This is a genomic window from Streptomyces sp. NPDC001663, assembly GCF_042893105.1.
Classification (GTDB): domain Bacteria; phylum Actinomycetota; class Actinomycetes; order Streptomycetales; family Streptomycetaceae; genus Streptomyces.
The window spans coordinates 218443-242863 of sequence record NZ_JBIAUR010000001.1; the positions used below are offsets into that span (position 1 = coordinate 218443).

Annotated in this window: 23 protein-coding genes and 3 pseudogenes; 10 read left to right on the forward strand and 16 right to left on the reverse strand. The window is 72.0% G+C overall.

Translation table 11 applies throughout. The features are described 5' to 3' along the window. Window positions 1-133: 133 nt before the first annotated feature. Window positions 134-316, reverse strand: a pseudogene (locus ACFY1L_RS01025) (DUF5713 family protein); the annotation flags it as partial. Window positions 317-343: 27 nt separating this feature from the next. On the opposite strand from ACFY1L_RS01025, the pseudogene ACFY1L_RS01030 reads away from it, so the two are divergent. The 4 genes and pseudogenes from ACFY1L_RS01030 to ACFY1L_RS01045 form a co-directional block, all read left to right on the forward strand. Further along, window positions 344-475 (forward strand): annotated as a pseudogene (locus tag ACFY1L_RS01030) (DUF6191 domain-containing protein); the annotation flags it as partial. A gap of 25 nt (window positions 476-500) precedes the next feature. Then, a complete protein-coding gene (locus tag ACFY1L_RS01035; RefSeq protein WP_388816190.1) occupies window positions 501-1052 on the forward strand; it encodes a YciI family protein in 552 nt (183 codons plus the stop codon). Window positions 1053-1119: 67 nt separating this feature from the next. Then, a complete protein-coding gene (locus ACFY1L_RS01040; protein ID WP_388816193.1) occupies window positions 1120-1920 on the forward strand; it encodes an N-formylglutamate amidohydrolase in 801 nt (266 codons plus the stop codon). Between the two features lie 57 nt (window positions 1921-1977). Next, on the forward strand, window positions 1978-3198 hold the full coding sequence (locus ACFY1L_RS01045; protein ID WP_388816196.1) for a cytochrome P450: 1221 nt from the start codon (window positions 1978-1980) through the stop codon (window positions 3196-3198). 21 nt (window positions 3199-3219) lie between these two features. Here ACFY1L_RS01045 and ACFY1L_RS01050 read toward each other — a convergent pair whose 3' ends face one another. The 3 genes from ACFY1L_RS01050 to ACFY1L_RS01060 are packed head-to-tail and all read right to left on the reverse strand — an operon-like array spanning window position 3220 to window position 5767. Further along, window positions 3220-3693, reverse strand: a complete 474-nt coding sequence (locus tag ACFY1L_RS01050; protein ID WP_388816199.1) for a hypothetical protein — start codon at window positions 3691-3693, stop codon at window positions 3220-3222. Between the two features lie 14 nt (window positions 3694-3707). Next, complete coding sequence (locus ACFY1L_RS01055) at window positions 3708-4283, reverse strand: RNA polymerase sigma factor (RefSeq protein WP_388816201.1); 576 nt, start codon at window positions 4281-4283, stop codon at window positions 3708-3710. Between the two features lie 59 nt (window positions 4284-4342). Beyond that, complete coding sequence (locus ACFY1L_RS01060; RefSeq protein ID WP_388816204.1) at window positions 4343-5767, reverse strand: S8/S53 family peptidase; 1425 nt, start codon at window positions 5765-5767, stop codon at window positions 4343-4345. A gap of 148 nt (window positions 5768-5915) precedes the next feature. Here ACFY1L_RS01060 and ACFY1L_RS01065 point away from each other — a divergent pair, with 148 nt between their 5' ends. Next, on the forward strand, window positions 5916-8480 hold the full coding sequence (locus ACFY1L_RS01065; RefSeq protein WP_388818840.1) for a CHAT domain-containing protein: 2565 nt from the start codon (window positions 5916-5918) through the stop codon (window positions 8478-8480). 48 nt (window positions 8481-8528) lie between these two features. On the opposite strand, the gene ACFY1L_RS01070 is transcribed toward ACFY1L_RS01065, so the two are convergent. Both ACFY1L_RS01070 and ACFY1L_RS01075 read right to left on the reverse strand, forming a co-directional pair. Next, complete coding sequence (locus ACFY1L_RS01070; RefSeq protein ID WP_361258489.1) at window positions 8529-8792, reverse strand: hypothetical protein; 264 nt, start codon at window positions 8790-8792, stop codon at window positions 8529-8531. Between the two features lie 148 nt (window positions 8793-8940). Next, on the reverse strand, window positions 8941-10803 hold the full coding sequence (locus tag ACFY1L_RS01075) for a LuxR C-terminal-related transcriptional regulator (RefSeq protein WP_388816207.1): 1863 nt from the start codon (window positions 10801-10803) through the stop codon (window positions 8941-8943). Window positions 10804-10874: 71 nt separating this feature from the next. Here ACFY1L_RS01075 and ACFY1L_RS01080 point away from each other — a divergent pair, with 71 nt between their 5' ends. The 3 genes from ACFY1L_RS01080 to ACFY1L_RS01090 all read left to right on the forward strand — a co-directional run bounded on the left by ACFY1L_RS01080 (window position 10875) and on the right by ACFY1L_RS01090 (window position 14363). Then, window positions 10875-11960 (forward strand): M12 family metallopeptidase, encoded by a 1086-nt coding sequence (locus tag ACFY1L_RS01080; protein WP_388816210.1) that lies wholly within the window; start codon window positions 10875-10877, stop codon window positions 11958-11960. Window positions 11961-12306: 346 nt separating this feature from the next. Next, window positions 12307-13779 carry an MFS transporter gene (locus tag ACFY1L_RS01085; RefSeq protein ID WP_388816213.1) on the forward strand — a complete coding sequence of 491 codons (1473 nt, stop codon included), beginning with the start codon at window positions 12307-12309 and terminating at the stop codon, window positions 13777-13779. Window positions 13780-13853: 74 nt separating this feature from the next. After that, window positions 13854-14363 carry an AAA family ATPase gene (locus ACFY1L_RS01090; RefSeq protein ID WP_388816216.1) on the forward strand — a complete coding sequence of 170 codons (510 nt, stop codon included), beginning with the start codon at window positions 13854-13856 and terminating at the stop codon, window positions 14361-14363. On the opposite strand, the gene ACFY1L_RS01095 is transcribed toward ACFY1L_RS01090, so the two are convergent. Beyond that, window positions 14354-15130 carry a helix-turn-helix transcriptional regulator gene (locus ACFY1L_RS01095; RefSeq protein ID WP_388818843.1) on the reverse strand — a complete coding sequence of 259 codons (777 nt, stop codon included), beginning with the start codon at window positions 15128-15130 and terminating at the stop codon, window positions 14354-14356. The genes ACFY1L_RS01090 and ACFY1L_RS01095 overlap by 10 nt on opposite strands. 27 nt (window positions 15131-15157) lie before the next feature. Further along, a pseudogene (locus ACFY1L_RS01100) lies at window positions 15158-15235 on the reverse strand (HTH domain-containing protein); the annotation flags it as partial. A gap of 178 nt (window positions 15236-15413) precedes the next feature. Here ACFY1L_RS01100 and ACFY1L_RS01105 point away from each other — a divergent pair. Then, window positions 15414-15785 (forward strand): hypothetical protein, encoded by a 372-nt coding sequence (locus ACFY1L_RS01105; protein ID WP_388816219.1) that lies wholly within the window; start codon window positions 15414-15416, stop codon window positions 15783-15785. Window positions 15786-15818: 33 nt separating this feature from the next. Here ACFY1L_RS01105 and ACFY1L_RS01110 read toward each other — a convergent pair whose 3' ends face one another. Further along, complete coding sequence (locus ACFY1L_RS01110; protein WP_388816222.1) at window positions 15819-16787, reverse strand: cytochrome c oxidase assembly protein; 969 nt, start codon at window positions 16785-16787, stop codon at window positions 15819-15821. Between the two features lie 210 nt (window positions 16788-16997). On the opposite strand from ACFY1L_RS01110, the gene ACFY1L_RS01115 reads away from it, so the two are divergent. Beyond that, the gene (locus ACFY1L_RS01115; protein WP_388816225.1) at window positions 16998-17531 is read left to right on the forward strand and encodes a hypothetical protein; all 534 of its coding nucleotides are present in this window, start codon (window positions 16998-17000) and stop codon (window positions 17529-17531) included. Window positions 17532-17534: 3 nt separating this feature from the next. Here the strand turns inward: ACFY1L_RS01115 and ACFY1L_RS01120 are convergent, their stop codons facing one another. From ACFY1L_RS01120 to ACFY1L_RS01150, 7 genes are all read right to left on the reverse strand, one after another. Continuing rightward, the gene (locus ACFY1L_RS01120) at window positions 17535-18659 is read right to left on the reverse strand and encodes an LLM class flavin-dependent oxidoreductase (RefSeq protein WP_388816228.1); all 1125 of its coding nucleotides are present in this window, start codon (window positions 18657-18659) and stop codon (window positions 17535-17537) included. Then, on the reverse strand, window positions 18652-19737 hold the full coding sequence (locus ACFY1L_RS01125; RefSeq protein WP_388816231.1) for an LLM class flavin-dependent oxidoreductase: 1086 nt from the start codon (window positions 19735-19737) through the stop codon (window positions 18652-18654). Before ACFY1L_RS01125 ends, ACFY1L_RS01120 begins: the two co-directional genes overlap by 8 nt. Next, a complete protein-coding gene (locus ACFY1L_RS01130) occupies window positions 19734-21110 on the reverse strand; it encodes an NtaA/DmoA family FMN-dependent monooxygenase (RefSeq protein WP_388816234.1) in 1377 nt (458 codons plus the stop codon). Before ACFY1L_RS01130 ends, ACFY1L_RS01125 begins: the two co-directional genes overlap by 4 nt. A gap of 20 nt (window positions 21111-21130) precedes the next feature. Continuing rightward, window positions 21131-22345, reverse strand: a complete 1215-nt coding sequence (locus ACFY1L_RS01135; RefSeq protein ID WP_388816236.1) for an LLM class flavin-dependent oxidoreductase — start codon at window positions 22343-22345, stop codon at window positions 21131-21133. A gap of 76 nt (window positions 22346-22421) precedes the next feature. Further along, entirely contained in the window at window positions 22422-22532 is a 111-nt protein-coding gene (locus ACFY1L_RS01140) for a putative leader peptide (RefSeq protein ID WP_388818846.1), read from the reverse strand. 26 nt (window positions 22533-22558) lie between these two features. Beyond that, window positions 22559-23284: a GNAT family N-acetyltransferase gene (locus tag ACFY1L_RS01145; protein WP_388816239.1), complete on the reverse strand. Its 726-nt coding sequence runs from the start codon at window positions 23282-23284 to the stop codon at window positions 22559-22561. 79 nt (window positions 23285-23363) lie between these two features. Further along, window positions 23364-24389, reverse strand: coding sequence for an ABC transporter substrate-binding protein (locus ACFY1L_RS01150; RefSeq protein WP_388816242.1), 1026 nt, complete (start codon window positions 24387-24389; stop codon window positions 23364-23366). Between the last annotated feature and the right edge of the window lie 32 nt (window positions 24390-24421).

A 24421-nucleotide genomic window follows, 5' to 3' on the forward strand; every position in this document is an offset into this window, starting at 1 on the left:
TGCGTGTCACCACGACGGGTTGTCGTGCCGTGAGCTGACGCTCCGCTCCGGCCTTCAATCGAGACCGAACAAGTCGCCGGTCTTCTCGGGGAGTTGCTGGGCTGAAGGCTCACCACTCGCGGGTGGCGATCAGCGTGGCGGCCTGTGTCAGGACGTACAGTGCGGCAAGGTCGGCGGGCCGTTCGGCCTCGATGCGCTCGCACAGCGCCAGGAGGATCGCCTTGCCGCGGTCCAGCACGTGATCGGGGAAGTAGTCGTCCTCGTAGAGCACTTCCAGAAAAGCGTGCTCGGTGATCCGCTGATTGCTGATGGGCATGCCAAACCGTACGCCCTGCGCATGGTCTCCGCCCGCAAGGAGCGGCAGTCGGCGCTGGTCATGCGGGACGACGAGGAGGACGGGGCGCCGCCGAGCCGTACGACGGTGGACCTGGATGGCGGGCGCGCGGTGATCCGGATATCCAGGGGCGGTCGGTAGCGGGCACCCGGCAGACTCTGTGCCCATGGAGTTCCTCTGTTATCACCGTGACCGGACCGGCTCCCTCCCCTTGCGCCACGAACTGCTCGAAGCGCACTGGTCGTACATGGACCAGTACGCGAAGGAGCTGATCGCCCGCGGGCCGACCTTCGCCGACGACGGTGAGACGCTCACCGGCAGTGTGCACATCGTCGACCTGCCGGATGCCGCTGCCGCCCGCGCGTTCGCCTTCGACGAGCCCAACTACCAGGCCGGTGCGTACCGGGACGTGCTGCTGCGGCGCTGGCGCAATCTGCTGGAGCGCACCATGTGGGAGTTCGGCGGGGGCGCCACCGGTGGCAACCGGTACCTGGTGCTCGGTCTCGGCTCCGGGCCCGCCGCCGACCTCGACCTGCCGTCCGAACGGGACGAGCTGATCGCGTACGGGCCGCTGCTGTCCGACGACGGTGACACCTGGCTGGGCACGGCCGTGCTGCTCCGCGCCCCGGACCCGGAGACCGCACGTGCCGTCCTCACCGCGGACCGGTACGCCGAGATCGAGGTCCACGCCTGGGAGTTCGGCGGGCGGCGGTCCTGAGGCGAGGACGCGCCGGACGGAGATTGAGATCATTCGGTACGGCACCGACGACCTCCCGGGAGCAGCCATGCCGCACACCGACGCACCGTCCTTCGAGCTCCTCCCCGGCGCCGACCGCTCCCCCGTGATCCTGCACGTACCGCACTCCGCGCGGCACATTCCGCCCGCGGTGCGCTCGGGCATCGTGCTGGACGACGCCACTCTGGAGCGGGAGTTGGACCACATCACCGATGCGCACACGGACCGGCTCGCCGAGGCTGCTGCCGGGCTGGCGCGTGTGGCTCCCTGGCGATTCGTGAACCGGGCGTCGCGGCTGGTGGTCGATCCGGAGCGGTTTCCGGACGAGCGGGAGGAGATGCTGTCCGTCGGGATGGGGGCGGTGTACACGCGGACCACGCACCGGGAGCTGCTGCGGCCGGCGGACACCGACCCCGCGCCGTTGATCGACCGGTACTTCCGGCCGTACGCGCAGGCGATGGCGGACGCGGTGGCCGACCGTCTGGCGGCCACCGGGCGGGCCGTCGTCATCGATGTGCACTCCTACCCGAGCGCCGCGCTGCCCTACGAGCTGCACGGCGAGGGCCCGCGCCCGCCCATCTGCCTGGGCACCGATCCCTTCCACACGCCACCCGAGCTGCTGGCAGCGGCCGAGCGGGCGTTCGCGTCGGGTGATGAAACGGGGCTGGACAGCCCGTTCAGCGGGACGTACGTACCGCTGGAGTTCTACGGGAAGGACGCGCGGGTCGGCGCCCTGATGGTGGAGATCCGACGGGACACGTACATGACCGAACCCGGCGGGCCCGCGGGACCCGGACTGACCCGGCTGGCCTCGGCGCTCGCCGCCCTCGTCGACGCCGTGCCGGGCTGACCTCCGCCTGGAGCACTCCCGCGCGACAGGCGACCGGGCGGGGGCGAGGGTGGGGGCATGACCGAGGAGATCACCACGCTGACCTCGCAGGCCCCGCCTCCGGTACGGCACTGGCCCGCGCTCGACCTGGCCGGGACCGAGTTCGACCCCGTGCTCGCGGAGTTCATGCGCGAGGGCCCGCTGACCCGCATCTCCCTGCCGCACGGCGAGGGCTGGGCGTGGCTGGCGACCCGGTACGAGGACGTGAAGCTGATCACCAACGATCCCCGCTTCAGCCGTACGGAGGTCACCCGCCGTCAGGTGACCCGGCTCGCCCCCAACTTCGCGCCCCGGCCGGGCTCGCTCGCCTGGGCCGACCAGCCCGACCACAACCGGCTGCGCAAGCCGGTCGCCGGTGCCTTCACCGTGAGCGCGATGAAGCGGCTGCGGCCCCGCGCGCAGGAGATCCTCGACGAGCTGGTGGAGGGCGTCCTGCGGGACGGGCCGCCCGCCGATCTGGTCGAGCGGGTGCTGGAGCCCTTCCCGATCACCGTGGTCAGCGAGGTGATGGGGGTGCCGGCCGAGGACCGGGAGCGGGTGCACGCCTGGACGCGGCAGATCATCTCCACCTCCGGCGGCTCCGAGGCCGCCGACCGCGCCAAGAAGGGCCTGTACGGGTGGATCACCGACACCATCCGCGCGCGGGCGCACAGCACGACGGAGGACGTGTACTCGCTGCTCGGCGTCGCCGTGCGCCGCGGCGAGATCAGCGAGGAAGAGGCCGTGGGCCTCGCCGGGCCGCTGCAGATCGGCGGCGAGGCCGTCACCCACAACTGCGGCCAGATGCTGTATCTGGTGCTCACGCGGCCGGAGTTGAGGGCGCGGATGCTCGAGCCGGAAGCGCGCGGGCCCGTCCTGGACGAGCTGCTGCGCTACATCCCGCACCGCGCCTCGGTGGGCCTGGCCCGCATCGCCCTGGAGGACGTCGACCTGCACGGCCACCGCATCAGCGCGGGCGACCCGGTGTACGTCTCCTACCTCGCCGCCAACCGCGACCCGGAGGTCTTCCCCGACCCGGACCGCATCGACGCCGACCGCGACCCCAAGCCGCACCTGGCCTTCGGCAACGGCACGCACTACTGCACCGGTGCCCTGCTCGCCCGTATGCAGACCGAACTGCTCGTCGACACACTGCTGGACCGGCTGCCGGACCTGCGCCTCGCGGTCCCCGCGGATCAGGTCGTCTGGCGCCGCAAGACCATGATCCGAGGGCCGCAGACCCTGCCCGTCACGTGGTGAGGGCAGGGTTCCGGTTCCGCGTCAGGCCGTCAGCCAGTCCGTGACGACCACACCCTCGCCGGTCCGCAATCGCAGCGCGAACGGGCCGACGGGGGGTTCGGCGGAGGTGAAGCGCCCCATGTCGTCGGTCGACAGCGGCGAGCCCGCCTGCGGGCCTCTGAGCACCTCGATGCGGGCCGTCTGCGGCGGCAGCACCTGTCCCATCAGCCCCTGTGCGGTCAGTTCCACGTCGACGGTCACCTCGCCGGCGTGGAACGTCAGCATGCGCGGCACGTCCACCGCTCCCCGGACCGGGATGGCGTCGATCACCGAGTCGAAGGTCAACTCGGCGATACGGGCGTCGAGATCGTGCAGCGCGAAGGCCTCGACGGCGATCTGCCGCAACTCGGCCGGCACCGGATCGAGGATGGCGGCGGCCTGGCGGAGCTCCGCCTCCAGCAGGTCGAGGTCCAATTCGTCGCCGTCGAAGGGCTCTTCACCATTCACGTTGCTCATGTCCCCCATGTCCCTCACACCGCCCCTCGTGCTTCGAGTCGTGCCCGCAGACGCCGCAGACAGCGCTGGCGCAGCGGTCCGATGCTGCCCACGGCGATCCCCAGCGCCGCGGACACCTCCCGGTAGTTGGGCGGCGGCGAGGCCATCAGGACCCGCAGCAACTGCCTGCACCGGTCGCCGAGTTCCTCGAACTCCTGCCACAGGTGCCGGATCCGCTCGGTCTCGGCGGCCGCCTCCTCCAGGTCGAGGAAGGACTGCTCGGGCGTACGGTCGTCGCTGACCCGGTCGAGCACCTGTGGATCGTCCGTCGGGGTCAGCCGCCTTAAGCTCTTGAGCACCTTCAGGCACTCGTGCCGTGCGGTGCTCGCCAGCCAGGCGCCGGCCTTCTCCGGTTCGCGGATGCGCCCCAGGTGCTGGGCGAAGCGGAACCACACGGTCTGGTACACCTCGTGCGCGTCGGCGTCGGAGAGCCGGTGCGAGCGCACGACGGACCACACCAGTGGGCTCAGCCCCTCCACGAGCGCCTTCCAGGCCGCCGCGTCGCCGTCGACGGCGGACTGGACCAACGCGCCGACATCTGCTCGGTCCACGGCCCCACCCCTCGTGTACGACAGGTCATCGTACGCCGTGGAGGGGGCCGTTCCAGACCTCATGCCGGAGTCGCCGGGCCGGGGCGCCAAGTCGGCGGGAGCAGCGCCGGCACGTGCGCCCCGCGCACTTCCGCGTACTCGTTGTTTGCGGCGAGGAGCTGCTTGCGCGCCGTACGCGCGGCGGACTCCTTGTTGGCCGTCATGTAGGCGGCGACCATGCCCGCGGCCAGCGGAGTGGCGAACGAGGTGCCGCTCCAGTGCGCGTACCCCTCGAACATCACCTGGTCCGCCTTGGTGGCGGTGGGAGTGCCGGCCTCGCTCAACACGCCGGTGTGGCGCGGGTACTGGCAGGTGCACACGTAGGTGAAGCCGAAGCGGCAGGCGTCGTACGTCGAGTGCTGGTAGACGTAAGGCACCGGGGCGTCGAAGCCGGTGAGGGCGCTGGTGAGGCGCTCGCCGGGGGCGTACGCGTTCACCCAGGCGCCGTGGTTGCTGAAGCAGGCGCCGTGCTGGCCGTCGGTGCGCAGCGCGCCGACCGACAGGACGACGTCCTGGTAGTCGGGCAGGGAGGCGTAGGCGGCGGGCCAGAACGGGGTGGCGCTGGAGTTGTTGCCGGCCGCCGCGACCAGCAGGGTGCGCTGGTTGCGCAGCTCCTGCATGAAGCTCTCGACGCCGAGGAGGCCGTCGGTGCGGCCGTTGGAGGTGCCGGCGGACAGGCTGATGACGTCCGGCCAGCCGTGCTCGTCGACGGCGTCGAAGAGCCGCTGCCCGAACTCGGACTCCAGGACGGCACCGGCGTCGTTGAGGGTGTTGCGCACCGTGACCTTCGTGTTGGGTGCGACGGCCGCGAGCAGGCCGGCGATGAACGTGCCGTGGCCGACGTACTGGAGGAGCTTGCCGTCCCCGTCGGTCTCGGTGCCGTGGAGGTCGCCCTGGACATGGGCGAGCAGCGGGACCATCCCGTAGTCGTGCGTGAGGCCGTTGTCGATGACGAGGACGCCGACGGCGGTGTCGGCGACGTAGCCGGACTCGGCCGGTGCCGGGTTGGTGCCCCCGGTCAGCGGCGCGGGCACCGGCTCGTCGCCGGGACAGGAGTTGACGGCGATCGACACCACGTGGTTGCGGCTGACCAGCCGACGGCCCTGGCGCCCCTCGTGCTCGCGCATGGCGCGCAGGGCGTGGGCCACGGCCCGGTCGCCGCGCCGGTCGCCGTGGCCGGGGTCGCCGACCTGGATGCGGGTGATGCCCGAGCGGTTGGTCTCCGGGCTGACCCGCTGTACCCGGTCGGCGGTCAGTCCGGTCGCCGCGGTGAAGTGGGTGCGCACGGTGTCCTCGACGAGCCGCGCCTCCTCACCGTCCCGGGCGAGGACCACGCCCTTCTCGTAGATGAACTCCGCCGCGTCGTCGGGTCCCATCGCGAGGGAGACGCCGGGCATCGAACGCTGGATCTGGTCGAACTGCTCGTGGAATCGCTGAGGTGCCATGGCGTGTCCTCCCACTGAGGCGACAGTCGTCAATCAGAGTCGCGGAGCCGTCGATTGATACAGCGCCAAACCGGTGTGGGGCGCAACCAGGCCCACTACCATCCTTTGAGTGACAGCGGGAAGCGACTCGGTTCTCGAACTGCTGCCGATGGTGTTCGCCGACCCGGGCGAGGCCCGGGCGCGGGCTCAGGGCGTGCTGGAATCCGGTCCGTCGCCGTGGCGCGCCTCCGTCGCGCACCAGGTGATCGGCATCTGGCAGCGGGACTGGGGCGACATGCGGATCGCGCTGCACCATCTGCGCCGCGCCCGGGATCTGGCGGCGCGCGCCCAGGCACCCGACCGGGAGGCGGACGTGCTGGCCGCGCTCGGCGTGGCGCTGGTGCACGCGGGGCGCACCCGGCAGGGCCTGGAGGCGCTGGAGCGGGGTGTCGCGGTGAGCAGCGGGCACACCCGCGCGCGTGTGCTGTTCCGGCGGGCCTACGCCTCCTGGGTGCTGGGCCGGCACCGGGAGGCGCTGGACGACGTACGCAAGGCGATTCCCGTGCTGCGGCAGGCGGACGACGTCATCTGGACGGCGCGGGCGCTGACCTTGCGGGCGACGGTGCATCTGGCGCTCGGTGCGGTGGACCGGGCCGACGCCGACTTCGCCGCGGCCGAGGCGCTGTGGGACACCACCGGCCAGGACCACGACAAGGCGGACGTCGTGGAGAGCCGGGGGCTTGCCGCCTACCGGATGGGCGACGTCCCGGTCGCGCTGCGCCTCCTCGACGAGGCCGAGGAGCGCTACGCCAAGCTCGGCACGCCGTCCTTCATGCTCTACATCCGGCGCTGCGAGGTGCTGATGGCCGCCGGGCTCGCCCCGGAGGCGCTGGCCGAGGCGGACACCGCGATCGGGGTGCTCGACGGCATCGGCGGGCAGTCCACACGCAAGGCGGAGCTGCTGCTGGCCGCGGCGCGCGCGGCCAGGGTGGCGGGCGATCCCAACACGGCGATCGCGCGCGCCGCCCTGGCCGTGCGGCTGTTCGCCGGGCAGCGGCGCCCCTGGTGGGAGACGCACGCCCGGCTGGTGCTGATCGAGGCGCGGCTCGCGGCGGGGCGCGGTTCGGGGCGGCTGGTCGCCGACGCGGCCGCGGTGGCCGAACGGCTGGCGTCCTTCGGCGCGCCGGCCGCACCTGCGGCTTCGCTGCTGGCCGGCCGGATCGCGCTGGGCCTGGGCTGGACGGCGGACGCCGAGCGGCATCTGGCCGTGGCCGCCCGCAGCCGGCACAGCGGGCCGCCGCTGGCGCGGATGACGGGCTGGGCGGCGCAGGCGCTGCGGGCCCGGGCCGCCGGGTCGAGCCGGGGCGTGCTGGAGGCCTGCCGGCGCGGGCTCGACGTGCTCGACGACCACCGCATGACGCTCGGCGCCTCGGAGCTGCGCGCCCGCGCCACCGAGCAGGGCGCCGAGCTGGCCGCGCTGGCCCAGCAGGCGAGCGCCGAATCGGGCGGCCCACGGCGGCTGTTGATGTGGAGCGAGCGCTGGCGGGCCACCGTGCTGTCCACGCCGCCCACCCGGCCGCCGGCAGATCCGGCGCTACTCAGCAACCTGACCGCGTTCCGGGAGATCGCGGCCCGCGCGGCGGCCGCCCGCATGGAACTCCGCCCCATCCCGGCGCTGGAGCGTGAACAGCGGCGGCTGGAGCGGGAGATCCGCTCCAGGACCCTGCACATGCGCGGCGACGCCCCCGGCGACGGGGACCGGTTCGACGTCGGCCGGCTGCTCGAACGGCTGGGCGGGGTACGGCTGGTGGAGCTCGCCGTGCTCGACGGGCGGGTGCAGGTACTGCTGTGCGGGGACGGGCGAGTGCGGCGGTTCGAGGCGGGGCTGCTCGCCGACGCCGAGACCGAGGCCGAGCATGTGCAGGCCGGGCTGCGGCGGCTGGCCCACCCCGGGGCGGAGGCACGACTTCCGGTGGTGGAGGCCATGGGCCGCCGCCTGGAGGAGCTGCTGCTCGGACCGGCCGCCGCGCACCTGGGCTCCGGGCCCGTCGTGGTCGTACCCCCGGGGCGGCTGCACCGCGTGCCGTGGGCGCTGCTGCCCTCGCTGCGGGAGCGGGTGCTCAGCGTGTCGCCGTCGGCGAGCAGCTGGCTGCGCGCCCGCGAGACCGAGCCGCCGCCCGGCGGCCGGCACGTCCTGGTGCGCGGTCCGGGCCTTGCGACCGGCGGTGCGGAGGTGCCCGAACTCGCCGACCGGTACGGCAGACCGACCCTGCTGGAGCACGACGACGCGCACGTGCCGCGCGTGCTGGAGGAACTCGACGGCGCCGCGCTGGCCCACATCGCCGCACACGGCACCTTCCGCGCGGACAGCCCCCTGTTCTCCTCGCTGCGGATGGCCGACGGCCCGCTCATCGTGCACGACTTCGAGCGCCTGGACCGCAGCCCGTACCGGATCATCCTCTCCAGCTGCGACACCGCCCGCCTCGCCTCGGTCGGTGCGGACGAGCTCCTCGGCCTGGTCACGGCGCTACTCCCGCTCGGCACGGCGGGCGTGGTGGCCAGCAGCGCGCCCGTCAACGACCACGCCGTGGTCCCCCTGATGCTCGCCCTGCACAAGGGCCTCAGCGCCGGCCTGTCCCTGGCGGAGGCGCTGCGCGACGCCCGCGCCGCGCTGCCGGGCGATGCGATGCACCAGGCGACGGGGTGGGCGTTCACGGCGTTCGGGGCGGCGTGAACGCCGTCGGATCACCGCGGGCTCACCCGCCGCGGTGCGCCGGCATCGTCACAAGTACTGGCCGTCGTCGGCGCCTTTGACCAGCCCCGGCCACACCTTGACCGCCACGACCTTGGCGAAGTCGATCAGCGCGAAGCCGTTCTCGGCGTCGTCCGGGCCAGTCAGCTCGAAGCGCAGCGTACGGCCCTGTTCGAGTGCTTCGTTCAGGGCGCCGACCGCCGACTCCAGCGTCTGGAAATCGCGGCTTCTGACCGCCAAAGCCTCTCCGTTGACCGGCTGGAACCAGATGTGCAACTCCGGGTTCTGTGCCATACGGCCGCTCCTGTGTTCGACGGGGCAAGGCCACGATGCGCGCCGCGCCCGGCCGGCACAAGTGCGCCCGTCGCCCGGAGGACATGAGGCGGCGGCCTGACCCCTCCCCCGAATACTGGGGGTCAGACCGCCGGTTCATGGGTGTGGCTCAGGCCGGTTGGGCGGCCGGGAGTTCCACGAGCCACGGCAGCGCCGCCCGGTCGCTCGCGCCGAGGCGGGCGTAGGCGCTGTAGAGGTGGTTGCCGACGGTGCGGATCGACAAGGTGAGCTGTTCCGCGATCTGGCGGTTGCTCAGGCCCGCGGCCGCGAGGGTGACGATCTGCCGCTGGCGGGCGGTGAGTTCACCCAGGACCAGGCCGGACAGGGCCGGGGTGCGGGCGCCCTGGCAGCGGCGGGCCAGTGCGACGGCACGCGTGCGTGATGTGCGCGCGGCTCGCGGGTCGCGATGTGCCCGTACGGCCTGGGCGTGCGCCTCGGCGGCGAACAGCAGGAAACCGCGCTCCTCCAGCGCCGCGGCCGCCCGGTCCAGCGCCGGACCGTCCCCGCGGGCCAGCGCGTCCGCGTGCAGGGCGAACACGCCGTCGGCGGGGAGCCGGCCGGCGATCTTCTCGGGAGCGCCCAGGCGTACGGCGTCGTAGCGGGCGTACGCCTCCTGCTCGGCGAATGCTTCGAGCGCCGCGCCCTCCACGTCCCCTCGGGAGACGGCCAGCCAAGCGGCGGACCCGCCGGGGCACGGCCGCCCCTGCACCGCCTCCAGAGCGGTCTGCGCATCCCCCGACTGCGCGGCGGCCAGGGCGAGTTCGGTGCGGCAGGACGCGTCCCCCGGTGCGTCCCGCAGCCCCTCCCTCGCCCAGGCCGCCGCCTCCCGCAGCTCCCCCCGAAGCCGCGAGAACCGGGCACGCACGGCCGCGTACCCGGCGGGTACCGGTGCGCCCTCGTGCGCGAGCCACTCCCCCACGGGCGTCGGCAGCGCCCGTACGTCGGCCTGTTCGATCCGTCGGGTCAGCGCTGCCGACTCGGCGGCCAGGGCCGTGGCGCAGTGGGCCGGGGTGCGGGCCAGCCGCCGTGCCCGCAGCCGGCCGGCCGCGGCGCGCAGCACCGGGCCGTGCACGGGGTGGGCGAGGCGGACGGTGCCGTGGTCGTCGATGCGGATCAGGCCGTCGGTCTCGAGGTGTTCGAGGATCCGCAGGTCGAAGTCGTCCATGTGCTGCGGCAGGGGTTCGCCGAAGGCCAGGCGTTCCAGGGTCCTGCGCTCGTCGGAGCGCGGGCGTTCCAGGGCGTGGACCGTGCGTTCGCGGACGGTCGTCGTCACCGGGACCGGGCCACGCCAGGCCCATTCGTCCGTGTCCGGGCGGAGGCGGGTGAGCAGTCCGTGCTCGCGCACCGCGTCCACCAGGTCGCGCAGCAGCCTCAGGTCTCCCTGGGACAGGTGGTGCAGGCGGTTGAGGGTGAGCGGCTCCAGGCCGACGCCCACGCCCGCCGCGAGCAGCTGCTCGGTGTCCTCGCGGGGCAGCGGCTCCAGGGCGAGGCGCGGCAGCAGCTCCCCGGTCCACAGCCGGGAGATCGCGCTCGGATACGGCACGCCGTCCGCGGCGACGACGATCAGCCGGGTCCGGCCGTGCACGGCGAGCTGGTGCACCAGGGCGGCCGAGGCGTCGTCCAGCAGATGCGCGTCGTCGACCAGCAACAGCCGTACGCCGGAAAGGAGTTGGACCGCCCGGTGCAGGGAGACCGTCTCGGGCAGCAGATGGGCGAACGCGGCGAAGGGGATGTGCCGGGTCTCGGGCGTCCCGGCGACCCGCATACGGTCGCCGCCCCGCATGGCCTCGGTGACCAGCCGGGTCTTGCCGCAGCCCGCCGGGCCGGTCACGACGATGCCGTGGTGGCCCGCGGTGAGGGAGCGGCGGATCAGCTCGAGCTCGTCCTCACGTCCCGTGAACTGCCAGGGCAGTTCAAGGGTCTTCGCTTCGCGTTCGAAGGTCGTCACGAGAGTATGAGTGCGAGTACTCATTCCTGATACAGGGGGACTTGAGTAGACCCCGACTCAGGCGCCTGTGACCGTGCTCACGGCAGTCTGTGCGCATGACCGGACGCTACTGCTCCCTCGCGCAGCAGTCGGCCCCTGCTTTCCCGGCGGGGCTGGCCGTCGAGCGGCTCAGTGCGCTCGTCGGCGGACGGCCGATGTGGGTCAACGGCACGGTCCTGCACTACTACTTCTTCGACGGCGACTCCGACGGGTCGGTCATCCCCGTACCGGGAACGGGGCAGTCCCGCCGGGTGTCGTGGGTCGGCGCCAAGGAGCAGCAGGACGTGGTGCGCGAGAGTTTCCGGGAGTGGCAGGACCTCGGCATCGGCGTGACCTTCGTCGAGGTCGGCGACCGCTCGGAGGCCGAGCTGCGCATCGGGTTCCAGCTCGGCGACGGCTCCTGGTCGACCGTGGGCAAGGACTGCCTGCAGGTCGGGCAGAACGAACGCACCATGAACTTCGGCTGGGACCTGACCGCGCCCGGGGAGCGCGGGACGGCCCTGCACGAGATCGGGCACGCGCTCGGCATGCTGCACGAGCACCAGAGCCCGTTCGCCGGCATCCACTGGGACGACGAGGCCGTGTACGCCGACCTGGCGGGCGCCCCGAACTTCTGGAGCCGCGACAAGACGTTCTTCAACATCCTGCGCAAGCTCGACCCGGACGAGGTCAACGGCTCCGTCTGGGACCCGCAGTCGATCATGGAGTACCCGTTCTCGGGCGGGCTGATCCTGGAGCCGGAGCGGTTCCGCGCGGGCCTGAACCCGCCGGGCACGCTCTCGGCGGCCGACAAGGAGTACGTGCTGCGCTGGTACCCGCCGGCCGACGCGCCGCGCCCGCCGGCCCTGGTGCCCTTCCGGTCCGCGCCGCTCGGGCTCGGCCCGGGCGAGCAGGCCGACTTCACCGTCGAGCCGCCGGAGACCCGCGAGTACACCGTGGGCACCTTCGGCGACAGCGACACCGTCGTCGTGGTCTTCGAGGAGCGGGACGGGGAAGCCCGCTACCTCGCCGGCCACGACGACGGGGGAACACCGCACAACACGGCCATCAAGGCCCGGCTCGTCAAGGGCCGCCGCTACTTCGTCCGCGTACGTCTGTACTCCGCGTGGGGTCCGGGGGAGACAGCGGTCATGTGCTGGTGACAGCACGGACCGTCCACGCGGTCGGCTGGACCTACAGTCCGGCGCCGGGGGAAGCGGTTGGGGGACGGTTACCTTCGGGGGAGGGAAACCGTCCCCCAACCCATGTCGTCCGACGGCAGGTTGGAGGGATGTCGATGCGAAGGCACGTCAAACGCGTACGGGCCCGGCTGATCGTGCTCGTTCTGCTCGCCGGGGGTTTCGCGGCCCTGGCTCCGTACACCGGGGGCGGATGACGCTGCCGACGACCGGTGCGGGGGCCGGCAGGTTGCGAACGGCGTGTTTCCGTCTCGCGAACAGGCTGACCTGCAGCGGGACATGAGCCTTCTGCCGGTGTGAGCATGACGGCATGCTGCCCGGAGAGGATCGCGCGGCCCGGCGCGTGCTGTTGGTCTGCCTCGCTGCCGGGGTGACCACCCTGCTGGACCAGTCGGTTCTCAACATCGCCGTACCGGCGCTGCGGCAGTCGCTGGACGCGGGTGCCGTCCAGGTGCAGTGGATCGTCGCGGGCTACTCGCTGGCCTTCGGCCTGGTGTTGGTGCCCGGCGGCAGCCTCGGTGACGTACGCGGCCGCAAAGGCCTGTTCCTGCTGGGGCTCTCGGCGTTCGTGCTGTGCTCGGTGATCGCCGCCACGGCCGGTCGGGCGGGCACCGTCGTCACCGCCAGGCTGGTGCAGGGCGCCGGCGCCGGGCTGGTCAACTCCCAGGTGATCGGCACCCTTCAGGACGTCTTCCGGGGGCTGGACCGGGCCCGTGCGCTCGGTCTGTACGCGGTCACCGGCGGGGTCGCGTCGGCGCTGGGCCCGGGGCTCGGCGGGGCGCTGCTCGGGGTGCTGCCCGCCGGGCTGGGCTGGCGCGGGTGTCTGCTGATGAGCGTGCCCGTCGGCGTCATCACCCTTTTCCTGGCGGCCCGTTGGCTGCCGCCGGCCCGGCGCGTCGCGGCGCACACCGGGCTCGATCTGGGCGGACTGCTGTGCGTGGCCGCGCTGACGCTCTCGCTCATGCTGCCGTTCATCGTCACGCCGGGCAGCGGCGTCGAGGCCGCGCTGTGGGTGGCCGCCGTACTCGGGTCCGCCGGTGCCCTGGTGGCGGGGCAGCGGCGACGGGCCAGGGCGGGCATGGTGCCTCTGGTGCATCCGTCACTGGCACGCTCGCCGTCGTACGCGCTGGGAACGGCGGTGGCGATGGGCCAGTTCGGTTCCTCGCTGGCCGCGGGCGTGGTGCTGGCGCTGTTCCTGCAGGGCGGCCTGGGTCTGCCGGGGCTTGTCGCCGCGGCGGTGACCCTGCCGGGGGCGGTCGCGATGGGCGTGTCCTCGGCCGTGGCCTGGCGTGTGGTGCGCCGGCTGGGTGCCCACACGGTCACGCTGGGCGCGGCGCTCGGCATCGTCGCGGTGCTCGCGGAGGCGCTGGCCGCCGTGTCCGTGCCGGTGACCGCGCTGCCCTTCGTGCTCGCCGGACTCCAAGTGTGCTCGGGCGCCGCGTCCGGCCTGACCGTCTCCCCGAACCAGGCCCTGGTCCTCCAGAACGCGCCCGCCGAGGCCGCCGGAGTGGCCGGCGGCATCCTGCAGATGGCGCAGCGTGTCTCCGCGGCCGTGTGCCTGAGCGCCGTCTCCGGCATCTACCTGCGGGGCGCGTCCGGCCGGTTGGACACCTCCCGGACCGCCTTCGCCCTGGCGGCACTGGTGTGCGCGGGACTCCTGGCGGTCTCGCTGGTGCTGTGTCTGCTGCGATCACGGACCACTGTCCGCGTACGGCGCCTTCAGCCGCCCAACTCGAGAGATCGCGCCGGATCGTTGGACCATTCCTCCAGCGAACCGTCGTAGAGCGAGACATCCGTGCGGCCGAGCAAAGTGAGTGCCAGGGCCGTGTTCCGGTCCGGCCGGGGCAGGATGCGATCATGCTCGTCGTGATGGGCGGCCTGCCCGCCACTGGAAAGACCACCCTCGCGCGCCTCCTCGCGGCGCGGATCGGCGCGGTCCACCTGCGCGTGGACACCGTCGAACAGGCCCTCGTCCGCTCCGGCCTGGCGCGCCATCCCGTCGGGCCGGCGGGCTACGTCGTCGGATACGCGCTGGCCGAAGAGCATCTGCGGCAGGGCCTGACCGTGATCGCGGAGTCGGTGAATCCGCTGACGGTCACGCGGGACGCCTGGCGTGACGCGGCGTTGCGGGCCGGCGCTCCGGTCGTCGAGGTGGAGGTGGTCTGTTCGGACCCCGCCGAGCACCGGCGCCGGGTGACCTCACGCTCGGTCGACATCCCGGACCTGCCGTTGCCGGACTGGCAGCAGATCGTGGAGCGGGAGTACGAGCCGTGGGAACGGGAGCACGTCGTCGTCGACACGGCGGGAGCGGACCCCGCGGAGTCGCTGGGCGGGCTGTTGGAGGCCGTGATGTCCGTTCACGAGTAGCGAGCAGCCGTACGGCGGGCCGTCTCCGCAAACTCCGCCCGTACATCCGGAGGTTCGAGCACCTCGACGTCCGGGCCGAAGCCCAGTAGACGGCGGCAGGCCGCGTGCGGGGAGTCGAAGTGGAGGGTCAGGCGGTGCCAGCCGGGCTCCGGGTCCGGGGTCGCGTGGGCTGCCGATGTCGTGTCGTCGAGGACCTCGGGGAGGGCGGCCAGTCCGGTCGCCGAGAGGCGTACGGTGACCGGGAGTTGGTCCAGGCTCGCCTCGAACTCCCTTGTCCACTCGGCCCAGAACGCCGCCAGGTCGAAGTCGGCGGGGCGGGTGAATCCGGCGGCGAGGAGCTTCGCCTCCGTGATGCGCGAGGCCCGGTGCGCGCGGGTTTCGCCGCCGGCCCGTGCCACCAGGTACCACACGCCCGCCTTCGCCACGAGCCCCAGCGGGTCCACCGTCTTCGTGGTCGTACGGCCGTCCCGGCGCCGGTGCGTGATGCGCAGGCGTCTGTCCTGGCGCACCGCGTCGACCAACTCGGCCAGATGCGGGACCAGTTCGGGCGGCTTGAACCACGCCTGGGTGTCGATGTGGAAGCGGGCCGCCGCGGCGTGCGTACGGTCCCGGCCGGAAGCCGGCAGTGCCGCGAGCACCTTGAGCCGGGCCTGAGCGAGCGCGTCGCCCAGCGCGATCCGCTCCAGGGGGCCGCCCGCGGAGACCGCCAGCAGCGCCGTCGCCTCTTCCGCGCTGATGCCGAGCAGCGGACTGCGCCAGCCTTCCATCAACCGGCAACCGCCACCCGGCCCGCCGCTCGCCACCACCGGCACCCCCGCCGCACCCAGTGCCTCCAGATCCCGGTACACCGTGCGGACCGACACCTCCAGCTCTTCGGCGAGTTGACGGGGCCGTCATCTGTCCACGGGACTGCAGGCACAGCAGCAGCGACAGCAGACGGTCCGCTCTCATCGGGCGATCACTTCCCCACCGTATGACTGACACAGGATGTCAGCCATGGGTTCGTAGGGTCGCTCCCGCATACGGCGAACAACCTCAGGGAGACCGCACGTGATCAGTGGATACGTCATCGGTGAGAGCCTGCGGCCCGGCGCGGTGTTCCAGCCGCAGGGGCTGCGTCTGCGCAAGGTCGGCCGGATCGACGTCTCGGGGAGCGCGACGGACGCGCAGCCGCGGCTGTGGACGCTCGTCGAGTGGGAGGCCGACGGCGCGGACGTCGCCGGGCTTGCGGACGCGCTCGCCGATGTACTCGAGCCGGCCGACGGCTGGTACGCCGATTTCACCGCCGGGGACGAGCGAGTGGTCGTCTTCGCCGGGAAGGTGTTCCGCTATCGGCGCGGCGACGAGGCGGGGCGGGCCGAGGCGGTGGCGTACGGGCGGACGGTGGGGACTCCCGAGCATCAGCTCGACTGGAAGGAATGAGCCCGCCCGGTCGGGCGCGGGTCACTGCACCGGCTACCGCTGCTGCCGGATGCGCTGGGCGACCTCGCTGTTCTCGGTCTCCCACCACGGGCGTACGAGGTCGGGCGACTGCGCCTGGCCCTCAGTCGGGGTCGCCGGGACCAGTTCCGTCGCCAGGCGGCGGTCCAGCGCGGCGGTCGTGGCGCGTTCGGTGCGGGCCCACTGGAACAGGATCGCGAGCAGGAAGGGCAGGGCCACCAGCTCGGCGATGCCGATCATCGCGCCGCCGCCGAGCTGCTGGTCGTGCTGCACGTCCGGCGACCAGGCCGGGGCGTGGTGCAGATACCAGGCGCCGGCGATCAGCGTGCCATGGGTCATGACCACGATGCCGGGTACGGCGTCGACGATCCCGTCGAGGAAGACCAGCGCCGCCCGGACGGGATGGGTGCACCAGCCCGGCAGCGCCTCCTCGCGGGTGAGCACCGGCACCACGAACAGGCAGCCGGCGAGCAGCAGATGGAGATACATCAGCTGGTGCAGCCAGCCGTCGCGCAGGGCTGTTGCGAAGTACGGGGTGAAGTACACCGTCAGCTCGGTCGCCAGCACCAGGGCCGTGCTGACCAGCGGGAAGGTGAGCAGCCGCACCACACGCCCGGTCATCGCCCGCTGCACGCGCCCGGCGGCACCTTCGGGAAGGGCACGGACGGCCAGTCGCAGCGGGTCGCCCAACGCCAGGCCGAGCGGGGCGACCAGATCGAGCAGGATGTTCTGCACCGCGGCCGGCCAGAACAGTACGTGGTCATACACGGCGAGGGCCGACATGGTGGCCACGACGAGGGTGCCGAGGCCGAGCACCGCGAAGGCGGCAACGCGGGCCAGGGGCCAGCGTTCGCCCCGGCGCCCCAGCCGCAGCACACCCCAGCCGTACAGGGCACCCAGCAGCAGGACGAGCAGCAGCGCGGGCACGTCCGGTTGCCATGAGGACAGCAGCCGCCCCACGGTGAGTTCCGGCGGACTCGCCATCGCGCACTCCCTCCACGGCATCCGGGCACACCTGACCGAACCCGGCCAGGCACTCTACGCCGCACACCACCGCCCGGACGGCCGTCCGCCCGGCGATGGGTCGTCGTCATACCGGTCTCATACGGAGCCCTTACCGAGACCGACCGGCCGACCGGTTTCGGCCGGAGATCAGCTACGCTGACCGCCGCATCGGGCAGACCAGGGGGAGACATGATCAAGACGCGGCGGCTGCTGGTTGCCGGGATGACGGCTGCGCTCGTGGCCGCGCTCGGCGCGTGCAGTGACGGAGGGGACGACCTCTCCGCGAACGGGAGCGTGGCCCAGCAATCTCAGCCGGCCCAGCAGGCCCAGCCGAGCCCGGAAGTCGTCCACGGTCTCCGGGACACCGTCCGCCACGTGACCCGGAAGACCGCCGATGCCACCCGGGCACACCTGGTCAGGAAGTGCACGTCCACCACTGAGCGGGTCCGGCACACGTCGCGTTCGGGCTCGGGCACCCGGAAGACGACCCGCGTCTGGTACACCACCGAGCACCACGAGACCTGCAAGAAGGTCCGTCAGGGCACGGAGAGGTACAAGCGGGTCGTCCGGCGCGAGCGGTGGTGCGTGAGCCTGGACGACGTGAACGGCCACAAGTCGCAGGACGACGTCTGGTACCGGGTCGACCGCGTGACCTACGACCAGGTCCTGCAGGCCGACCAGCACACCCGCGTGGAGTTCACCCCGGCCGGCACCGGCTGCTGAACGTCACCTCCGCCGCCACTCCTCCGCCAGCAGTTCGTACGACCGCACCCGGTCCGCGTGGTCGTGGGTGATCGTCGTGATGAGCAACTCGTCGGCGCCGGTTGCCTCTTGGAGCTGTTCCAGCTGGTCGGCGACCCGGCCGGGGGAGCCGACGAACTGGGTGTCGAGGCGGTCCTGTACGAGGGCCCGGTCCTCGTCGGTCCAGGGGTGGGCCCGTGCCTGAGCCGGCGTCGGGAACTCGATCGCGCCCTCGGCCGTGCGGATGCTGCGCACCCACGGGCCGTAGCCGGTGGCGAGTTCGCGGGCCGTCTCGTCGTCCTCGGCCACGACGACGTCCGCGGACACGCTGACGTACGGCTTGTCGAGGACGTCGGACGGCTGGAAGAAGGACCGGTAGCCGTCCACCGCCTCCAGGACGGTCGCCGGGCTGACGTGGTAGTTGGCGGCGAAGCGCAGGCCCCGCGCACCCGCGACCTCGGCGCTCTGGCCGCCGCTGCTGCCGAGGATCCACACCTCGACGTCGGCCCCCTCGCCGGGGACTACGTGTGCTTCTGCGCCCTCCGGGGAGCGGTAGGTGCCGGCCAGCAGGGCGAGGATGTCGTCGATCTGCTCGGCGTAGTCCTGCGATTCGGCGTTCGGGAGGAGGAGCAGCTTGCGTTGCAGTGCGATGCGGGGTGAGCCCAGGAGGCGTTCGAAGGGGAAACGGGGCGGGATGAGGAGGCCGTTCGGGGCGCGGCCGTCGACGACCGGAGTGGTCGTCGGCCCGGTCGCCTTCTCCCCCGGCGGGCGGCCGCCCGAGCGGCCCAGGCCGAGGTCGAAGCGGCCGGGGTGCAGCGCGTCGATCAGGCCGAACTCCTCCACCGTGGACAGGGCGGTACGGTGGCCGAGTTGTACGGCTCCCGAGCCGAGGCGGATGGTGGAGGTGGCGGACGCCGTCAGGGCCAGGACGACCGCCGGGGAGGTGCCCGCGACGCCCGGGTTGAGGTGGTGTTCGGCGAACCAGTAGCGGGCGTATCCGAGGCGTTCGGTCTGCTGCGCCAGGTCGATGGAGTTGCGCAGGGCGTCCGCGGCCGTCGATCCGGAGGAGATCGGGACCAGGTCGAGGACGCCGAGGGGGATGTCAGACATGGACGGGCTCCTCTGTGGCCGACGGAAGCACCGGGGCCCAGGCGAAGGGCGGGTCGGGGATGGCCTTGCGCAGCTCCGGAGCCACCGCCGCCTGGAACAGCTCCAGCGAGTCGCGGTGCTGGGTGTCGGTGAGGCCGCTCGCGTCGGCGTGCAGATGCACCACCGTGTGGCCGAACTGCTCGTGGTAGCGGTGCACCTTGTCGATGACCTGCTGCGGGCTGCCGATCAGGGCCGAGCTGCGCTCGACGAAGTCCTCCAGCGTTTCGAAGACGACCGGAAGACCGGCTTTCTTGAAGAACGCCAGATTGGACTCGAAGATCGGCCGGTACGCGGCCAGCGCCTGCTGTGAGGTGGGTGCGACGTGGATGCCTGCCGTGCCCGCGCCGACCGCGATCTCCGCCGAGTCGTGGCCGTAGAACTCCCAGCGCTCACGGTAGTGGCGGATCAACTCGGCATACGGCTCAATGGGGTTGGTGACGTTCGCCGAGAAGAGCGGGTCGCCGTAGCGGGCGGCGAGGTCGACCGACTCCTTGCTGGTCGCGCTGCCGTGCCAGACCCGGATCGGCTGCTGGTACGGGCGCGGCCACACCTCCGCGTCCGTCAGCCCGGGACGGAAGCGGGTCGCCGCGGTGACCTTGTCCTGGCGCCAGATCTGCCGGAAGACCTCGTAGCTCTCGGCGTTGCGGTCCCACTGGTCCTCGGGCGTGACGTTGAACAGGTCCCGCTGGGCGGCGCCGTTGCCCTTGCCGATGATCAGGTCGAGGCGCCCGTTGGACAGATGGTCGAGGGTCGCGTAGTCCTCGTACGCCCGGACCGGGTCGAGGAGGCTGAGCGTCGTCACGGCGGTGAACAGCCGGATCCGCTTGGTCAGCGCGGCCACGTGGCTCAGTACGACGGTCGGGGACGAGGAGATGAACGGCCGCTCGTGCCGCTCTCCCACGCCGAAGCCGTCGAAGCCCAACTCCTCGGCGAGCAGGGCGTTGTCGAGGACCTCGCGGAACCGGTCGTGCGTCGGCTTCTGGACACCGGTGATCGGGTCCGGGCGGTGCACGATCAGGGTGATCGCGAGGAACTTCACGACGCCGCCCGCTGGTCGTCGCCCACGTGGTCCGGGTGGGCGAGGCCCAGGTGGTCACGGAGGGTCGGGCCCTCGTACTCCGTGCGGAACACGCCCTGTTCCTGCAGCAGCGGGACGACCTTGTCGGCGAAGACGTCGAGGCCGCTGGGGGTGATGTGCGGGACGAGGATGAAGCCGTCGCTGGCGTCGGCCTGGACGTACTCGTTGATGGTCCTGGCGACCGTCTCCGGGGAGCCGATGAAGTTCTGGCGGTTGCCGGTCTCGATGACCAGGTCGCGGATGGACCAGTTGTTGGCGGCGGCGAGTTCGCGCCACTCGCGGGCGGTGGCCAGCGGGTCGCGGTACATGCGCACCTGGGCGCGGCCCTTGGCGATGTGGTTGTCGCTGACGTCCGGGTCGACGTCGGGCAGCGGACCTTCGGGGTCGTAGCCGGACAGGTCCCGGTTCCAGACGAACTCCAGGTGCTTGATGGCGGTGGCCCCGCTGACCTGCTGGCGGCGCACCTCCTTGGCCAGTTCCTCGGCCTCCGCGTCGGTGTCGCCCAGGATGAAGCTCGCGGCGGGCAGGATCAGCAACTGGTCGTGCCGGCGGCCGTACTTGGCGAGGCGGTTCTTGACGTCGGTGTAGAAGGCCCGGCCGCCGTCCAGGGTGGCGTACCGGCTGAAGATGGCGTCGGCGCTCGATGCGGCGAACTCGCGGCCCTCGTCGGAGTCGCCGGCCTGGAAGATGACCGGGCGGCCCTGCGGGGAGCGCGGGACGTTGAACTGGCCGTGGATGTCGAAGTGTTGGCCGGTGTGCACGAAGGAGCCGGCCTTGGCGTCCCGCAGGAAGGTGCCGGTCGCCTGGTCGGCCACGATCTCGTCGCCGTGCCAGGAGTCGAAGAGCTCGTTCGTCGTGGCCAGGAACTCCTTGGCGCGGGAGTAGCGCTCGTCCTGCGGGAGGAAGCCGCCGCGGCGGAAGTTCTCGCCGGTGAAGGCGTCCCAGGAGGTGACGACGTTCCAGGCGGAGCGGCCGCCGGAGAGGTGGTCGAGGCTGGCGAACTGGCGGGCCACCTCGTAGGGCTCGTTGAAGGTGGAGTTGATGGTGCCGGTCAGGCCGAGGTGCTCGGTCACGGCGGCGAGCGCAGCGAGGATCGTGAAGGTGTCGGGGCGCCCGACGACGTCCAAGTCGTAGATCTTCCCGCCCTGTTCGCGCAGCCTGAGGCCCTCGGCGAGGAACAGGAAGTCGAACTTGGCGCGTTCGGCGGTCTGCGCGAAGTGGACGAAGGAGCTGAACTCGATGTGGCTGCCGGCCTTCGGGTCGCTCCACACGGTGGTGTTGTTGACGCCCGGGAAGTGCGCGGCCAGATGGATCTGCTTCAGTGGCTTGCTCATGTCGGTGCGGTCCTTCCGGCTCAGGCGGTGGCGGCGGCGTAGCGGTTGGCGGGGCGGGTCAGGCCCAGCAGGCCGCGCAGGGTGTCGGCCTCGTAGGCGGTGCGGAAGGCGCCCCGGCGCTGGAGTTCGGGGACCAGGCCCTGGGTGATGGCGGGCAGGTCGTGCCCGGCGACGGCGGGCCGCAGCCGGAAGCCGCTCAGTCCGGCCTCCCCGAACTCCTGCAGCAGATCGGCGAGTTGGGCGGGCGTACCGGCGAAGATGCGTGCATCGCTGGTGTACGGCTCTCCCGCGAGGGCGTCGAGGCGTGCACGCCGGTCCTCTGCGGCGCTCTGCTCGTCGTCCAGGAAGACCACCAGGTCACCGAAGACGTGCAGGAGTTCACCCGCTCGCCCGGCCGTCTCCTGCTCGGCGCGGATCTCGGTGACGATCGCGCGCGCCTGCTCCGTGTCGTGCGGGGTGACGTAGCCGACGTCGGCCTGGCGGGCCACCAGCCGGTACGGGACGGTCTGGTGGGCGAGGGAGGTGACGAGGGGCTGGCCCTGCGGCGGGCGCGGGGTGATGGAGGGGCCCTTGACGCTGAAGTGCCGGCCCTCGAAGTCGATGTAGTGCAGCTTGTCGCGGTCGATGAAGCGGCCGGTGGCGACGTCCCGGATCTCGGCGTCGTCCTCCCAGCTGTCCCAGAGCCGACGCAGGACCTCGACGTAGTCGGCGACCTCGTCGAAGTGCTCGGTGAGCCGTTCCTGCCCGGCGGGGCTCTGGAGTTCCTCGATGCTGATCGGCGGGAAGGTGCGGCGGCCGAAGTGGTCTGCCTCGTGCGGGCGGGCGGAGATCTGCACCCGCAGGCCCGCGCGGCCGGTGCTCACGTAGTCGAGGGTGGCGATCGCCTTGGAGATGTGGAACGGCTCCGTGTGGGTGGTGATCACGGTCGGCACGAGACCTATGTGCCGGGTCAGGGGTGCGATGCGGGATGCGATCAGTACGGCGTCCAGGCGGCCGCGGACCTGGTCGGTACGGCCGTCCAACTCGCCGTAGTGCGAGGACTGCAGGCCGAGCCCGTCCTCGAGAGTGACGAAGTCGAGCAGCCCACGCTCGGCCTCGGCGACCTGGTCGGCCCAGTATCCGGCGGTGAACAGGTCCCGGGGGCGGGCGACCTGCTCGCGCCAGGAGGCGGGGTGCCAGCCGGTGCCGTCGAGGGCGACGGCAAGGTGCAGATGGGAAGCGGGAGTTGAGGACACGTGGGTGCCTTCCTGGAGGTCCGTACGAGATCACCGGCCCGCGGAAGTGGGGCTGACGGCGGCTGAGGAAACGGGGTCAGGAGCAACAGAGGGCGCCGGCCACGCGCTGGAGGTCGATGTGGGGCCGGGTGTGGAGGCGGACGGCACGGAGTACACGTGTCATGTGTCCGACCTCCGCTCGATACATCGCCTTCGACAAGGACAACGGCACGGCTATGCCGTTTCTTCCAGGACGGCGGCTCCGGTTGGCCGTACGAGCGAGAAGACCGTACGGCGGCGCAGGGTGAAGCCGATCGACTCGTACAGCCGGATCGCGTTCGCGTTGGTGGCCCTGGCGTGCAGGAAAGGGCGTTCGCCGCGCTCCTTGATGCCGGCCGCGACCGCTCGGACCAGCCGGGTGGCCAGGCCCCGGCCCCGGTGATCCGGGTCGGTGCACACCGCGCTGATCTCGGTCCAGCCGGGCGGGTGGAGGCGTTCGCCGGCCAGGGCGATCAGGCGGCCGTGGTGGCGGAGGCCGAGGTAGGTGCCCATCTCGACGGTGCGGGGCAGGTAGGGGCCCGGTTCGGTGCGGGCGACGAGATCGAGGATCTCGGGTACGTCGTCGGGGCCGAGCCGTACGGCCTCGGGGTCGGGCTCCGCGTGCAGACCGGTGTCGACGAGCTGGACGCCCTGGCCGGTGCGGAGGACCTCCCAGCCGGCCGGGGCCCGGGTCACGCCGCGCACGGATGCGGTGCCGCCGGGGCCGACGAGGGTGGCCAGGTCGTCCCACGCGCGCGGGTCGTCGAGGTCGGAGACCGCGTAGAAGGGCGCCACGTCGGCCGGGTAACGGACGGCGCGGCCGACACGTTCGGCGAAGTGGGCGTGCGGGCCGGTGAGGGCGGCCCAGGCGGGGTTGTCCAGGATGTGGGAGGAGGTGGCTTCGATGCTGACGGTGGACATCGGGAGGCGGCTCCGGTGCTGGTGGCACGAGGTGGGGACCCCGCCGTGAGGCGGCGGCGGGGTCCCCGGCAGAGGGCTGTCAGGAGTTGTCGAGCGGCAGCCCGGGCGGGTTGACCTCGGACTTGGCCACGGACTCGTTGGCGAGGTTCCAGGCCTTCAGCCACTTCGCGTACTGGCCGTTCTTGATCAGGTAGTTGATCGCGTCGGCGACCGGCTTGGCCAGACCGCTGTCCTTCTTGGCGGTGGCCGCGATAAGGCCCTGCAGCGAGGCGCCGGCGCCCGAGTAAGTGCCCGCGTTGCGCGTCGGGTTGGGCGTGTTCGCGGACTGGGTGATGTGGTACGCGATACCGGGGTTGGGGCCGAAGAAGGCGTCGATCTTGCCGCTGTTGAGTGCCAGGTAGGTGCCGTTGCGGTCCGGGTAGTACTTGACGGTGAGCTTCTTGCCCTCGCTCTCGAGCTTCTTCTTCCACTCCAGGAGGATCTTCTCCTGGTTGGTGCCGGCGCCCACGGAGACGGTCTTGCCGGCGAGGCTCTCGTAATTGCCGTCGAAGTTCCACTTGCTGGACTTGAGCACCTCGAAGCCGAGGTTGTCCTTGCGGTAGGAGGCGAACTCGTACTTCTTCTTGCGCTCCTCGGTGTCGGTGACGTTCGAGAAGGCCACGTTCACCTTGCCGCTGTCGATGCCGACGAAGAGGTTCTCCCAGGTGAAGTTCTTCAGCTCGGGCTTCAGGCCGAGAACGGCGGCGACCAGGCGGCCGAAGTCGGGCTCGGCGCCGGTCAGGGACTTCTGGTCGCTGCCGACGTAGGCCAGCGGTGCGAAACCGGAGGGCAGGGCGCCGATGCCGATCACCAGCTTGCCGCTGCTCTTCACGGACTTGGGCAGTTCGGCACTGATCGACTTCACTTCGGCGACCTTGAGGGTGGTCTCCTTGGCGGCACCGTTCGAGAGCTGTCCGACGGTCACGCTCCCGGAGGCGGCGGCGTCGGTGCTGGTGGCGGCGTCGCTGTCACCACCGCAGGCGGCGAGCCCGGTGGCGAGGGTGGCGACGGCGGTCGCCGCGGTGATGCCGCGTATCAGGCTGCGTCGGGTGAAGTGGGTAGACATGGCCGTTCCTTGTCGCTGGGAGAGGGTGATGC